This window comes from Tenacibaculum ascidiaceicola (assembly GCF_047470925.1).
Classification (GTDB): Bacteria; Bacteroidota; Bacteroidia; order Flavobacteriales; family Flavobacteriaceae; genus Polaribacter; species Polaribacter discolor.
The window spans coordinates 25,307-38,257 of record NZ_JAZKJP010000006.1 but is presented as its reverse complement, the minus strand read 5'-3'; the positions used below and the strand labels follow the sequence as shown (position 1 = coordinate 38,257).

At 32.1% G+C, this 12,951-nt stretch carries 14 protein-coding genes; 12 read left to right on the top strand and 2 right to left on the bottom strand.

Features of this window, described 5'->3' with window-relative positions:
* Positions 1 to 89 precede the first annotated feature (89 nt).
* The 6 genes from VBY68_RS07155 (at position 90) to VBY68_RS07130 (ending at position 5,135) form a co-directional block, all read left to right on the top strand.
* Positions 90 to 1,058 (top strand): M23 family metallopeptidase, encoded by a 969-nt coding sequence (locus VBY68_RS07155; RefSeq protein ID WP_099215773.1) that lies wholly within the window; start codon positions 90 to 92, stop codon positions 1,056 to 1,058.
* A gap of 21 nt (positions 1,059 to 1,079) precedes the next feature.
* Positions 1,080 to 1,409, top strand: a complete 330-nt coding sequence (locus tag VBY68_RS07150) for a MerR family transcriptional regulator (RefSeq protein WP_047790038.1) — start codon at positions 1,080 to 1,082, stop codon at positions 1,407 to 1,409.
* Between the two features lie 19 nt (positions 1,410 to 1,428).
* Positions 1,429 to 2,025, top strand: a complete 597-nt coding sequence (locus VBY68_RS07145; protein WP_415269328.1) for a LemA family protein — start codon at positions 1,429 to 1,431, stop codon at positions 2,023 to 2,025.
* Positions 2,026 to 2,030: 5 nt separating this feature from the next.
* Entirely contained in the window at positions 2,031 to 2,468 is a 438-nt protein-coding gene (locus VBY68_RS07140) for a TPM domain-containing protein (RefSeq protein WP_415269327.1), read from the top strand.
* Positions 2,449 to 3,345 carry a TPM domain-containing protein gene (locus VBY68_RS07135; RefSeq protein ID WP_415269326.1) on the top strand — a complete coding sequence of 299 codons (897 nt, stop codon included), beginning with the start codon at positions 2,449 to 2,451 and terminating at the stop codon, positions 3,343 to 3,345. Before VBY68_RS07140 ends, VBY68_RS07135 begins: the two co-directional genes overlap by 20 nt.
* An 86-nt stretch (positions 3,346 to 3,431) precedes the next feature.
* Positions 3,432 to 5,135: an alkaline phosphatase D family protein gene (locus tag VBY68_RS07130; RefSeq protein ID WP_415269325.1), complete on the top strand. Its 1,704-nt coding sequence runs from the start codon at positions 3,432 to 3,434 to the stop codon at positions 5,133 to 5,135.
* Positions 5,136 to 5,222: 87 nt separating this feature from the next.
* Here VBY68_RS07130 and VBY68_RS07125 read toward each other — a convergent pair whose 3' ends face one another.
* On the bottom strand, positions 5,223 to 5,948 hold the full coding sequence (locus VBY68_RS07125) for a DUF6261 family protein (RefSeq protein ID WP_415269324.1): 726 nt from the start codon (positions 5,946 to 5,948) through the stop codon (positions 5,223 to 5,225).
* 501 nt (positions 5,949 to 6,449) lie between these two features.
* Between VBY68_RS07125 and VBY68_RS07120 the strand changes: the two genes are divergently transcribed.
* A complete protein-coding gene (locus tag VBY68_RS07120; protein WP_415269323.1) occupies positions 6,450 to 7,304 on the top strand; it encodes an SdiA-regulated domain-containing protein in 855 nt (284 codons plus the stop codon).
* 74 nt (positions 7,305 to 7,378) lie between these two features.
* Here VBY68_RS07120 and VBY68_RS07115 read toward each other — a convergent pair whose 3' ends face one another.
* The gene (locus tag VBY68_RS07115) at positions 7,379 to 7,831 is read right to left on the bottom strand and encodes a hypothetical protein (protein ID WP_415269322.1); all 453 of its coding nucleotides are present in this window, start codon (positions 7,829 to 7,831) and stop codon (positions 7,379 to 7,381) included.
* Positions 7,832 to 7,995: 164 nt separating this feature from the next.
* Between VBY68_RS07115 and VBY68_RS07110 the strand changes: the two genes are divergently transcribed.
* The 5 genes from VBY68_RS07110 (at position 7,996) to VBY68_RS07090 (ending at position 12,941) form a co-directional block, all read left to right on the top strand.
* Entirely contained in the window at positions 7,996 to 9,831 is a 1,836-nt protein-coding gene (locus tag VBY68_RS07110) for a tetratricopeptide repeat-containing sensor histidine kinase (RefSeq protein ID WP_415269321.1), read from the top strand.
* Between the two features lies 1 nt (position 9,832).
* Positions 9,833 to 10,582, top strand: a complete 750-nt coding sequence (locus tag VBY68_RS07105; protein WP_415269320.1) for a LytR/AlgR family response regulator transcription factor — start codon at positions 9,833 to 9,835, stop codon at positions 10,580 to 10,582.
* A gap of 92 nt (positions 10,583 to 10,674) precedes the next feature.
* Positions 10,675 to 11,085: a hypothetical protein gene (locus VBY68_RS07100; protein WP_120186254.1), complete on the top strand. Its 411-nt coding sequence runs from the start codon at positions 10,675 to 10,677 to the stop codon at positions 11,083 to 11,085.
* 33 nt (positions 11,086 to 11,118) lie between these two features.
* Positions 11,119 to 11,760, top strand: a complete 642-nt coding sequence (locus tag VBY68_RS07095; RefSeq protein ID WP_415269319.1) for a hypothetical protein — start codon at positions 11,119 to 11,121, stop codon at positions 11,758 to 11,760.
* Between the two features lie 20 nt (positions 11,761 to 11,780).
* Entirely contained in the window at positions 11,781 to 12,941 is a 1,161-nt protein-coding gene (locus tag VBY68_RS07090) for a DUF6882 domain-containing protein (RefSeq protein WP_206512794.1), read from the top strand.
* The last annotated feature ends 10 nt before the right edge of the window (positions 12,942 to 12,951 follow it).

The following is a 12,951-nucleotide window of genomic DNA, read 5'->3' as shown; positions in this document are numbered from 1 at the left end:
AAGATTTTGTAAATTTGTGAGTTTTCAAATTGTACATCCCCTCTAAGGATGCTTAATTTAAAAAGCACAAAAATAGTACATTTAGCATTATGGCAAAAGTAAAATATTATTATGACCCAGACACTTTATCATATAGAAAGATAGAGGTTAAAAGAAGTGAAAAGTATAAGAAAACTTTTTTTGGGCTACTTAGTTTTTTATTAATTGCTTTTTTTGGTTTTATAGGTTTTAGCCAGTTTTTAATGTCTCCAAAAGAGCGAGCTCAAAAGAGAGAATTAGAAAACTTAAAATTACATTATGAGTTGCTTTCAAAAAAAATGGAAGAAAGCGCTGAAATCTTAACCGATTTACAAGAAAGAGATAACAATATTTACCGAACATATTTTGAGGCTAGTCCAATACCAGAAGAGCAAAGAAAAGCTGGTTTTGGAGGTGTTAACAGATATAAGCACTTAGACGGTTTTGATAATAGTTCAATGGTAAAGAAAGTAACTAAGGAGTTAGACATTTTATCAAAACAAATGGTAGTACAATCAAAATCGTTGGATGAGATTGTTGAGCTAGCCAAAGAAAAAGAAAAAATGTTAGCTTCAATACCTGCTATTCAGCCTGTAAAAAATCAAGATTTAAAAAGAATGGCATCAGGTTATGGAATGCGTTTACACCCTATATTAAAGTCGTGGCGTATGCATAACGGAATGGATTTTACTGCGCCAACAGGTACACCAATTTTTGCATCAGGAAACGGTATTGTTAAAAAAGCACACAGAAGTTCTACTTTTGGCAAAGTGGTTTATATAGATCATGGATATGGATACCAAACCATTTATGCTCACATGAGTAAAATTTTAGCCAGAAGAGGACAAAAAGTAAAACGTGGTGATTTAATAGGTTATGTTGGAAACACTGGTCGTTCAGCAGCACCACACCTACACTACGAAGTACATAAAAATGGAAGACCTGTAAACCCTATTTACTATTATTACGGAGATTTAACTCCAGAAGAGTTTGCAGCCATGCAAAAAGCTTCACAACAAAAAGGTCAGTCATATGACTAAACACGTAACAAGCTGTGAAAAATGTATGTAGACTTACCCGATAAACGATATTACAAAATAGGAGAAGTTGCAAAAGCTTTTGGGGTGAATAGTTCACTTATACGATTTTGGGATAAAGAGTTTGAAATTATCAATCCTAAAAAAAATGCTAAAGGAGATCGATTGTTTACACAAGAGGACGTAAAAAACTTTAAAATTATTTACAACCTTGTAAAAGAAAGAGGATTTACTTTAGATGGAGCAAAACAAAAACTAAAGAAAAACCCAGAAGGAGTCTTAAATAATCAGGAAATTATTAGTAGATTAGAAACTGTAAAAGCAGAGTTAATAAAAATCAAAAATCAATTATAATTACAAAAAATCAAAAATTATGAAAAAATGGTTAGTGCCTTTAATTATTATAGGAGTTTTAGTATTTGGAATTTATTCATGGGTAAAAGGATTCTATAATACAGCAATAACATACCAAGAAGATGCTAAAACTACATGGTCTAATGTAGAGAGTTCTTACCAACGAAGAAACGATTTAATTGGTAACTTAGTAAAGACTGTACAAGGAGCTGCCGATTTTGAAAAAAGCACGTTAACAGACGTAATTAATGCAAGAGCAAAAGCAACTTCAGTAAATATTAATGCTGGTGATTTAACGCCAGAAAAAATGGCACAGTTTCAACAAGCACAAACAGGGTTAAGCGGAGCTTTATCTAAGTTATTAGTGTCTGTAGAACGTTATCCAGATATCAAAGCAAACAAAAACTTCTTAGAATTACAAAGTCAGTTAGAAGGAACAGAAAATAGAATTAATGTAGCACGTGATCGTTACAACGAAGCTGTAAATGTTTACAATAAGCACATTAAAATGTTTCCAGGAAACATGCTAGCAGGTATGTTCAATTTAACAGAAATGACGCGTTACAAATCAGATGCAGGTTCAGAAAAAGCTGTAGATGTAGATTTTAAATTCTAAAAAATATGTCTAAAGTAGAAGATTTTCTTACTGCCAAAGAAGAAGAGGAAATCGTTCAAGCTATTAGGCAAGCAGAACGAAGTACTTCTGGTGAAATTCGTGTACATATAGAGAAAACTACTGATGTTTCTCATTACGACCGAGCACTAGAAGTATTTCAAATGCTTAAAATGTTTAATACTCAGCAACGAAACGGTGTGTTATTGTACATTGCCGTTGACGATCATAAATTTGTGATTTATGGTGATGAAGGTATTAATAAGGTAGTTCCAGAAAACTTTTGGGAAACAACCAAAGAAGCCATCCAAAATCAGTTTAAACAAGGAAACTTTAAACAAGGAATTATAGATGGTGTGCTAAAAGCAGGAAAAGAATTACAGGCTCACTTTCCATGGACTACAGATGATGAAGATGAGCTAAGCAATGAAATATCAAAAGGCTAAAACCTTCACAGAAGGAAGAAATATGATAAAAAATAAAACGTCATTATATAAAAGAACAAACAAGTTACAGAAGGTAAAAGTTGTTCTTTTTTTTATTGCATTTTTATGTGGACACACTCTTTTCTCACAAGGGTTTCAAATTCCTGAAAAACCATCGGATAAGAAACAAACATTTGTTTACGATTATATAAATGTACTTTCGAAAAGAGATAGCCTAAACTTGGCTGTGAAACTTAGGAAGTATGCTGATACCACTTCAACCCAAGTAGTGGTAGCAATTATAAGTTCTACACAAGGAGAAGAAATAGGGTATTTAGCTACCAATTGGGCACACAAATGGGGAATAGGAGGAAGTAAAGAGAAAGACAATGGAGTGTTCATGTTATTGGCAAAAGATGATCGTAAAGTAACGATACGAACAGGTTATGGAACCGAACACTTATTAACCGATTATGTTTCTCGACAAATTATAGAGTACGACATTATCCCTTACTTTAAACAAGGCGATTATTACGCTGGTTTAAACAGTGGAGTAGATGCTGTTTTTAAGGTAATGAGTGGTGAATATAAAGGCTCTAGAAAACAATCTAAAAAAACAGATTTTAGTTTTATTATTTTTATCATCATTCTTATAGTATTTTTTATCATTATTTCAAGCGGTAGTAGAGGAAACCGTGGTGGTGGAAGAGGCTACAGGAAATCAGATGTTGCAAGAGGTATTTTAGAAACCATTATTTTAAGCAACGCAGGAAGAGGCGGTTTTGGCGGAGGAAGCTTCGGTGGAGGATCGTCAGGAGGTTTTGGCGGCGGCGGTGGCTTCGGAGGAGGTTTCGGCGGCGGCGGCTTTGGCGGTGGCGGTGCTACTGGAGGTTGGTAGTAACTTCATTTATTTAGTAAAGGTTAGTTAACGTTAAAGCAATGTTGAAATAGTACTTATGCAGGGAAATTAAATGACCCTTACGTATGAAGACTAACATTAAAAGAAGAAGCTTTTTAAGAAACTCATTATTAGCAACTGGAGGACTACTTTTAGTCCCTAATTTTATTAGTTGTAAAGATGATGATATTGATGAATTACCAATTCCAGATAACTTAGCAGAGAAAAACTTTGAGCAAGGCGTTGCTAGTTTTGATCCAACAAACTCACAGGTTATTATTTGGACTCGTTATAATACCAAACAAACTTCGGCAACCTTAATTTGGCAAATAGCAAAAGACAAAAACTTTAAAGATGTTGTTCGTCAAGCAGAAGTAACTACCGATGCTTCAAGAGATTTTACTGTAGCTGTTGAAATTAAAGATTTAGACGCAGGACAAAAATTATACTACCGTTTTGTAAGTGCTGACGATAAAGCAACATCACCAGTAGGAGAAACAATAACGTTTAGCGAATCAATAAGCGAAGTAAAATTAGCAGTAGCATCTTGTGCAAACTTTGCTTACGGCTATTTTAACGTATACGAAGAGATAAAAAAATCGGACGCAGATGTTGTAATCCATCTAGGAGATTATATCTATGAATATGGAGAAAAAACTTATGGTTCGTTTAGAACACCTGAGCCTAAAGGAGAAATTATTTCGTTAGATGATTATCGCACTCGTTACCGTCAATATCGTTCAGACGAGCAATTAAAAGAGTTACATAGAAGAAAACCTTTTATCTGTGTTTGGGACGATCATGAAGTAGCAAACGATACTTATAAAGACGGAGCTGAAAACCATCAAGAAGATGAAGGAAGCTTTACTTCAAGAAAACAAAGTGCGTTAAAAGCATACAGCGAATACTTACCTAACATGACGAATCTTGTAGATAATTCAATTATTTACAGAAACTTAAAAATAGGTAGTTTGGTAGATTTAATTATGTTAGATACGCGTATTATTGGAAGAGATAAGCAGTTAGAATATTCAGCATTTTACGGTGAAAATGGAGCGTTTGATTCAGCAGCTTTTCAGCAAGCATGGTTAAATCCGCAACGTACACTTTTAGGAACTACCCAATTAGGATGGTTAGAAAGTGAATTAGCGGCTAGCAATAGTACATGGCAAATTATAGGGCAGCAAGTTTTAATGGGAAAAATGTTAATTCCTGCCGAACTATTAACACTCTTAGCAAAACTCTTAGCAGAAGTATCTGCTACAGGATCAGCGAGTGAAGAAACGTTTAATTTATTTAAAACTTCTATTACAGAGTTGGTAACGATTAAAACAAGAGCTTTACAAAACGATCCTACTTTAACAGCAGAAGAGAAAGCAAGAATAGAAACAGTGTTACCATATAACTTAGATGCTTGGGATGGTTATTTTATGGAAAGAGAACGTATTTTAGCAAGCTTTAAAAGTAAAAATGTAGTAGTACTAGCAGGAGATACTCACAATGCGTGGTATAGCGATTTAAAAGATAATTCTGGAGAAAAAGTAGCAGTAGAAGTAGCTACAAGCTCAGTATCGTCACCAGGATTAGAAACCTATTTAGGAGCATCAGCAACAGATTTAGAAGCTGCATTAGGCTTGTTAGTAGACGATTTACAATATGGTAATTTATCTCAAAGAGGATATATGAAACTTACAGTAACAGCGGCAGGTATACAAACCGATTGGAACTTTGTTGATACTGTTACCAATAAAACCTATTCAAATAGTATAGGGAAAACAGTAACCTTATAATTATATATTATAAGAACATATCAAAGGCTCCTGAATAACTCAGGAGCCTTTTTGTATGCTATAAAAGATATACGAAATCAACTAATGTTATGCTTCTTCAGTAGCAGGGGTGCTAGACTTGGATCTGTTATCTACTACCAAATTATATTGTTTAGCCAATACATCAATTTCATTAATTAAGGTTGAATAGGTTTTATTTTCTGAAAGTGTTGCATGCGCTTCAATGTGTAATACAAGTTTTCTGTAAGTAAGCGAAGCTTCAGTACGCAACTCTTGAATATTGTTTTCTGGTGAAGCTGCTGTTTCACCTACACGCTCAATATACTTGGCAGAAAACTCGGTATTGGCATTTTTTAATTCAGCAACCCAAGTAGCTATATCAAGTAAAGAAATAGCCTGAATAAGCTCAGGTTCAGTTTCAAAATCTTTACTAATACTATCTAAAATAGCGGTTTGTTCTTGGTAACTTTTACGAGCTATATCAGTGCCATAAGTATTTATTGTAGCAAGTAGTGCTTTGGCGGCACTTATTGTAGCTTCGTTAAAATGATTAGTATAAGCACTAACAAGTGTTCTAATTCCTGTAATAGCTTTATCTCTTCTAGTGTCAAGGGCTATTATTTCTTGTGTTAAGCTGCTACCTTGTACTTGTTGGTACAAAGAATCAATACGATTAACAATAGTTGTTAATTCGTTAGTGGGGTTTGTTAATGCTAACGCATCAACATCTTGTAAGTTTACAAGTTGTAAAATATCTTTCATGTATTGTAGATATTCACCGTTACGATACCGATTTAAATACGGACTGTTCATAAGCTAATTTTTTAAATTAATACTAAATATTTATAGAAAGTGATTTGGTAACTTTCATAGCATTAGCAATTTAAGAGTATAAAAGTTTCTAAAAAAGTTAACAATTGTTAAAGTTTGCCTACTAAGTAGGTTGTGAAGATACTTATGGAGAATTTTGTTATTTAAAGGAACGTTCAGCGAGCTTCGCTGATGGTTTTGTTATGTTGAGGAATGTTCAGCGAACTTCGCTGACGGTTTCGTTGTGTTGAGGAACGTTCAGCGAGCTTCGCTGATGGTTTTGTTATGTTGAGGAATGTTCAGCGAACTTCGCTGACGGTTTCGTTGTGTTGAGGAACGTTCAGCGAGCTTCGCTGATGGTTTCGTTGTATTGAGGAACGTTCAACGAACTTCGCTGATGGTTTCGTTGTGTTGAGGAAGGTTCAACGAGCTTCGCTGACGTTCCGATGGAAGAATGGTTTTTAACTTAAATCTTTTTATTTTTACAGATACAAAACTTATGATATGAAAAAGCTAATACTCTTATTATTAACCATTTTGTTAATTACGAGTTGTACCAATTATGGGCAGCTTAAGTTAGTGTCTTATTTATCGGAAGATTTAAAAGAAGTTTCAGGAGTAGAGAAAAGCCATGATTTAAAAATGCTATGGATGCACAACGATAGTGGTAATACAGCTAAAGTATTTAAAGTTAGTACCCAAGGAAAAATACTACAAAAAAGAGCATTAGCGGTAAAAAATCACGATTGGGAAGATATAACTTCTGATAATGATGGAAACATATACATCGCTGACTTTGGCAATAATAATAACAAAAGAAAGAATTTAGCAATTCTTAAAGTTAAACAAGAAAGCTTGTTAAATGGAGACAATGTTGAGGTAGAAAAAATACAATTTTCGTACCCCAATCAAACCAAGTTTCCGCCAAAAAAGAAAGACCGTTTTTTTGATGCAGAGTCTTTAATTTATAAAGATGGAGCTCTCTATATTTTTACAAAAAGCAGGGTTAAAAACAAGTACGGAAAAACAATGCTGTACAAAGTTCCAGCTACAAAAGGTGATTATACAGCTCAGTATATATCTGAATATACAAACTGTAACGATGTTCATTGTGCAATAACGGCAGCAGCAATATCACCAGATAAACAAAAAGTGGTTTTGCTAACACATCAATCTGTATTAGTATTTACCAATTTTAACGGAGATGATTTTTTTAGTGGAGACGTAAAAGAACACACATTCAATCATATATCTCAAAAAGAAGGTGTTACTTTTAAAGATGAAACAACTCTTTATATAACAGATGAAGCTGATAAAACAGGAAGCAGTAGACTGTATGAGTTTGTATTAAAGGATTAAAAAAATCAGTTACCAATGTATGTACATTGATAACTGAGAGAGTTAGGGGAATCATCAACACCTAATTTTGGTGCTTATACGTAATCTATTTGCCTAGAATAACCTGCATTTATAGCTAACAAAATACTATCGTCTCGGTTAAAACTAAACGGAATAATAGAGCTTAAAGGTTCTTCAAATTTTCCTTCTATTTTTTGCTTAGATAATATTAAAGCTTGCTCTACTAATTTATGATATTCGGTTATAAAGTAATTTTTAGGTAAGTTTTCAAACTTAGCAACATCAAAATCATAAAATTGGGTTCTTGTTACAGCTTTGTATTCTTGGTCGTTATGTATAAATAAATAGGTAAGATCAACGTGAATAGTAGTGTTAGCACCACTAGGATCGTCTGGCCAATTATAAATTAAAAGATAAGCCCCATCAATACTAACCTTTGGTTTAGAAATTTCCTCAATCTTTTCAAAACTCGTTAAATTACAAGATCCTGTTTTAATAACTTCTTCTATAGTTTCAACTGTACTCATTAATATAATTTAATTTTTTAGTCAAATATCTTAGAAATTAGGTGTTTGCTTTTAGGTGTTTTATAATCGTATACTATCATTTTATAAACGTTTTGTTAAAGTGCTGGATATGGAGGTGAAATGAAAATATATAATTATTTTAGTTGGCTAATTAATTACGAAAAATGCCATTGTTTAAGAAGAGTTACTTTATATATATTGTATGCACTTATTTTATTTTTACCGCCTGTACGAGAGATAATATAGATAAAGACTTACAAGAATATTTATTTGCTATAGATAGCATTTCTCAACAAAAGCCTAAAGAAGGGTTAAGAAAAATAGATAGTTTATTAGAAAAGAAACAAAATTCTAAAAACAGGGCTTTACTATTGTTTAGCAAAGGAGAGCTATATTACCTGAACGATAAGTTAATAGAAGCAAAAAATGTACACTTAGAAACCTATAAGTTATTTACAAAACTTAAAGATGATTATAATAAGGGTAGAAGTTTAATAACACTAAGCGCCGCCTGTATGAAGCTAAACGAATTAGAAGATGCACAGAAGTATGCATTAGAGGCTTTAGAAATAGGTGAAAAAATAGAGAATAGCAGACTACAAGGAAAGGCAAATAACCAGTTATTTAACCTTCACTTTATATTAAAAGACTACCAAAAAGCATTGTTTTATATAAAAAGGTCAGAGGAATTGTTTACAGATCCAAACGACCCTAATTCAATTATAGCAATTAAAAGTAATATTGCAGGGGTTTATTTAATGTTAAAAGAATATAATAAAGCCCTAGAACAATTTTCAGAAGCATTGGCTATAGGTAAATCGGCTAAAGATCCAAAAACTATTGTAAGCGTTTTTAATAACATTGGGTACACATACTTGGAAGTAAAACGTTTTGACGAAGCAGAGAAGTTTTTACGAGGAGCAGCAAAGCTTAATCAAAAGATAAAAACAATTAATGGAGCTCCATACAAAGGTTTAGGAACCCTTTTTTTAGTAACCAATAAATTAGATTCGGCAGAGGTGAATTACAACAAAGCAATGTCAATCTATAAGAGTAAAAATAACCTTTCAGAAGAATTAGAAATACGAGATAAGCTAATATCAATAGCAATTCTTAAAAAACAGTACCAAAAAGCCCTAAACCATCAAATAATACGAGATAGTATAGAAGTGGTTAAGAGTAAAAAGCAAAACCAAAAACTTCTTCATTTTGCTAATGTAAACTATAAAATTAAAGAAAAAGAAATAGCATTAACCCATCAAAAAGAAATAAACAAACAAAATTGGTGGTTAGGAATTAGTGTAATTGTATCGTTGGTACTTATTTTAATTATAGCATTGTTTTTTGGATATAATAATAAACTAAGAGCGGCTAATAAAGCTTCAAAATTAGAACAACGTTTGCTAAGAGCTCAAATGAATCCGCATTTTATATTCAACACCTTAGCGGCGATTCAAAATATAACTTTAGAAGGAAACTCAGTAAAATCTTCAAACTATATAGCTAAGTTTTCAAAACTCATTCGACAAAATTTTGATTATGTTCGAAAAGAAGAAATTAGCTTAAAAGAAGAGTTAGCTATGATTTCTAACTACATAGATACACAGCAGCTACGTTTTAATAATAGTTTTAGTTATCATATACATATTTCTGAAAACTGTGATACAAAACAATTAAAAGTACCTCCTATGTTGTTACAACCTTTTGTTGAAAATGCTATTGAATATGGCTTAAAAGAAAAGAAATCAGGAGGAATATTGAACTTAAACATTCGAAAAACAGCAAATGAACTTTTTTTTGAAATTGAAGATAATGGAGTAGGAAGGAAGCAAAAAAAGAGTCAAGAAAAAATAGCAAAAGATTTACACGCTACCGATATTTTTATTGAAAGACTACAGATAAGAAATAAAGGAGAAGAAAAATCTTTTACAATAGAAGATTTACACGATAAGGATGGAAACCCATCAGGAACAAAAGTTGTATTTAAATTAAAGTTATAAAATGATAAAAGCTGCTATAATAGAAGATGAGTTTAATGCACTAAACACATTAACAAAACTCTTGCAATACACACAAAAAGATATAGAAATTGTAGCTAAAATTGATAATGTAGATGAAGCTATAGATTTTTTAAGTAACAATAATTTAGACTTGGTATTTATAGATATTGAGTTGATTGGAGGAAATGCTTTTCAAATATTAGAAGCCTTAGAAACCATAAACTTTAAAATGATATTTACCACTGCGTACGATGAATTTGCAATAAAAGCTATTAAGTTTGATACGGTAGATTATTTATTAAAACCTATAGATTCTGACGAATTAAATGCTTGTATAGAGCGTTTTAGAGCTGACTTTGAAAAAGAGAAAAAGTACACGCAAGCACTAAGCAAAATAAACGAGTTTGATAAAAAAGAGGCTCAAAAAACATTGCTTATTAAAACTACCGAAGAGCAACATTTTTTACATGTAGATGATATTGTACGTTGCCAATCAGACGGAAGTTATACGCTTTTTTATACTACAAATAAAAAAATAATGAGTGCTAGAAACTTAAAGTATTACGAAAATATTTTAAGCACACACGCCTTTGCTAGAGTACACCAATCTCACTTAATTAATATAAAATATTTAGCTTCAGTAAGTGCCAATACAGTTAAATTATCAAGTGGCGAGAAAATTCCTTTATCATCAAGAAAGAAAACATATTTAAAACAGTTTTTAGAGAATTTTAATACGAATACAAAATAAAAAGTAACACATATAAAACTCATTAAAATAACGCTAAAGTTCCATGTAGTTTTGAGGTGAATAATAGAAAATAACCTTAAAAAAACAATCATATGGGACTTAAAGAAAAAAGATTCACAAAAACTTTTCAAGAAGAAAAATACCCTGCTTTAAAACAACAAATAAACGACGCAGCAGGTTTTGATGTAACAATTGATGTAGAGTGGGAAACCATGTTTGAAGATAAGTTTTTACACTTATATGATGATAGTTATCCTAAAATTTACTTCCAACCACTTATTGATGCCTTTTCTGCCATAACTACAGATGATATGGGGAAAGAAGCATTGACAGAATCGTTAAAAAAAGTGGTTATTACCAATAAAGACGATCATCACAACCCAACGCATGCTTACACCTTTGAAGAAGGAGTTTTACAAGTAAATCATAGTCCAATTTTAAATGCAGATAAAGTTCAAGATAGAACAGATGCACTTGTTGATTTATTAGAAAACAATTTATAGTCTAGTAATTCATACCAAAAAAATAAAATTGCTATGGAAACAGATTATATCAATCAATTTAAAGCGCAATCGCCAGCAGCTATAATTCAGGGTCTGTTTAGAGAAAAAAAGCAATTAAAAATTGCTTTATCACTAAAAAACGGACTTTATGTAGAAGGCTTTATAGTAGACATCACCAAAGAAGAATACCAAACATTTGTGTGTATGAAAACCGAAGAACAAGAAGTATTGTTTTTCGATCTTCAAGAAGTATCTGTTTTACGAATTAAGAATCCTAAAAAAATTGCAGTTTCATTATCAAAAGGAAATATTAGCCGTCCTTTAGGAGAAGATCCCATAAGTGTTTTACAATTAAAAAGATGGACTCTTGAGCAAGAGCCTTTGTTAGAGGCAACGATTAATTTATCATTTGAAAAACCAGCATTACAAGAAGCAAACGCTCGATTAAATTGTAAAGATGTTATTGCAAGCTTATTAAAAGCAAAACAGTTAATAGTAGAGGATGAAATGGGGTTAGCAGCATGGAAAGAGATAGAAGTTGTTGTTATTACTAACACAGAAACATTACAAGTAAGTAAAGAAGGAAATGTTTTAAAAATTGGTATTGAAATTACTAAGGTATTGCCAAAAGAATTAGAGAATCTTTTTATTGAAAAGATAGAAAAAGTATTGTAGAATAATAAAATTATTAAAAAATGGGTCTTAAAGAAAAAAGAGCAGTTCAAACGTTTAAAAACGAATCATTTCCAGCATTAGAAGCGGAAATAAATAATAAAGCAGGATTTAACGTATCGTTAAACATAGTGTGGGATACATTGGTAGAAGATAAGTTTTCTCACCTTTACAATGATACGTTTCCAAAAATATATTTTCAACCGTTAATAGAAGCTATCAAAGCAGTTAACATTGATGAAATTGGGGGAGAGTTGCTAAAAAATGGATTAAAAGAAGTAAAGATTGTTAATGAAAACAACGAGCATAATTTAGAAAGAGCAATCACTTTTGTAGATGGGGTATTAACCATTAATCACAGCCCAATTATGAATGCTGATAAGGTGGAAGAGAAAACGGAAAGAATTGTACATCTTTTAGAAACTCATTTAGAAGAATTTGCAGGAAGCGAAGCTAGTGTTGAAAGTAATGAAAACCCAAATAATATTGCAGGAGGAAAGGTAGATAACACTATAAAATTAAGTTTGCCTCAGTTGCACAATCAATATGTAGCTTTAGCTTTTGAAAAACAAGATAACCTAGCTGATATAGTTGAAGATTTACCTTGGACTTGTGATATGCTTCAAGGAACGGTAACTTATGGAGATCTTACCTTTAAAATGCAAGTATTAGGAACCTACTCTCACAATGAACAATCTTGGTTATGGGCTTGGGCAAATAAACAAAGTGGCATTCCAGAACAATTTTTAGAAGCTTCATTACAAATGAAAGCTCTAGGAGAGAGACATGGGATAGAAGATTTACTTTCATCAAAAATAGAAACAGAACACGATCCTGGTCATTATTTCTCATTTGTAGCAACTGGGGTAAATCAGGCAAGTTGCTATGCTCCGTTACCTTTTAAAGGGCTAACTGTATATGTATTGCTATACACTGATGTAGTGGATGAAAAAGAGATAAATATTCCGGCTTTAATCTGTTCACACTTCTCAAAAACAATAACTCGTATGGATTTTGAACACAAGCACGCATTGTTTTGCTATTTAGTTCAAAAAGGATATGAGGTTGAGGTATCAGGAAACAATATCGTTGCGAAAAAAGGAGAGGATCAAATTTTAGGAATTTTTGACCTAAAAGGAAGATTACTAAAACTGTCTAACTCAACAGTTCCAGTAGGAGCTTAAAAAAGAAAAA

Coding starts and splice junctions, on each gene's coding strand:
- VBY68_RS07100 (WP_120186254.1), top strand. CDS start 10,675: ATGGGACTTAAAGAAAAAAGATTCACAAAAACTTTTCAAGAAGAAAAA.
- VBY68_RS07130 (WP_415269325.1), top strand. CDS start 3,432: ATGAAGACTAACATTAAAAGAAGAAGCTTTTTAAGAAACTCATTATTA.
- VBY68_RS07095 (WP_415269319.1), top strand. CDS start 11,119: ATGGAAACAGATTATATCAATCAATTTAAAGCGCAATCGCCAGCAGCT.
- VBY68_RS07140 (WP_415269327.1), top strand. CDS start 2,031: ATGTCTAAAGTAGAAGATTTTCTTACTGCCAAAGAAGAAGAGGAAATC.
- VBY68_RS07145 (WP_415269328.1), top strand. CDS start 1,429: ATGAAAAAATGGTTAGTGCCTTTAATTATTATAGGAGTTTTAGTATTT.
- VBY68_RS07115 (WP_415269322.1), bottom strand. CDS start 7,831: ATGAGTACAGTTGAAACTATAGAAGAAGTTATTAAAACAGGATCTTGT.
- VBY68_RS07105 (WP_415269320.1), top strand. CDS start 9,833: ATGATAAAAGCTGCTATAATAGAAGATGAGTTTAATGCACTAAACACA.
- VBY68_RS07110 (WP_415269321.1), top strand. CDS start 7,996: ATGCCATTGTTTAAGAAGAGTTACTTTATATATATTGTATGCACTTAT.
- VBY68_RS07125 (WP_415269324.1), bottom strand. CDS start 5,948: ATGAACAGTCCGTATTTAAATCGGTATCGTAACGGTGAATATCTACAA.
- VBY68_RS07150 (WP_047790038.1), top strand. CDS start 1,080: ATGTATGTAGACTTACCCGATAAACGATATTACAAAATAGGAGAAGTT.
- VBY68_RS07135 (WP_415269326.1), top strand. CDS start 2,449: ATGAAATATCAAAAGGCTAAAACCTTCACAGAAGGAAGAAATATGATA.
- VBY68_RS07155 (WP_099215773.1), top strand. CDS start 90: ATGGCAAAAGTAAAATATTATTATGACCCAGACACTTTATCATATAGA.
- VBY68_RS07090 (WP_206512794.1), top strand. CDS start 11,781: ATGGGTCTTAAAGAAAAAAGAGCAGTTCAAACGTTTAAAAACGAATCA.
- VBY68_RS07120 (WP_415269323.1), top strand. CDS start 6,450: ATGAAAAAGCTAATACTCTTATTATTAACCATTTTGTTAATTACGAGT.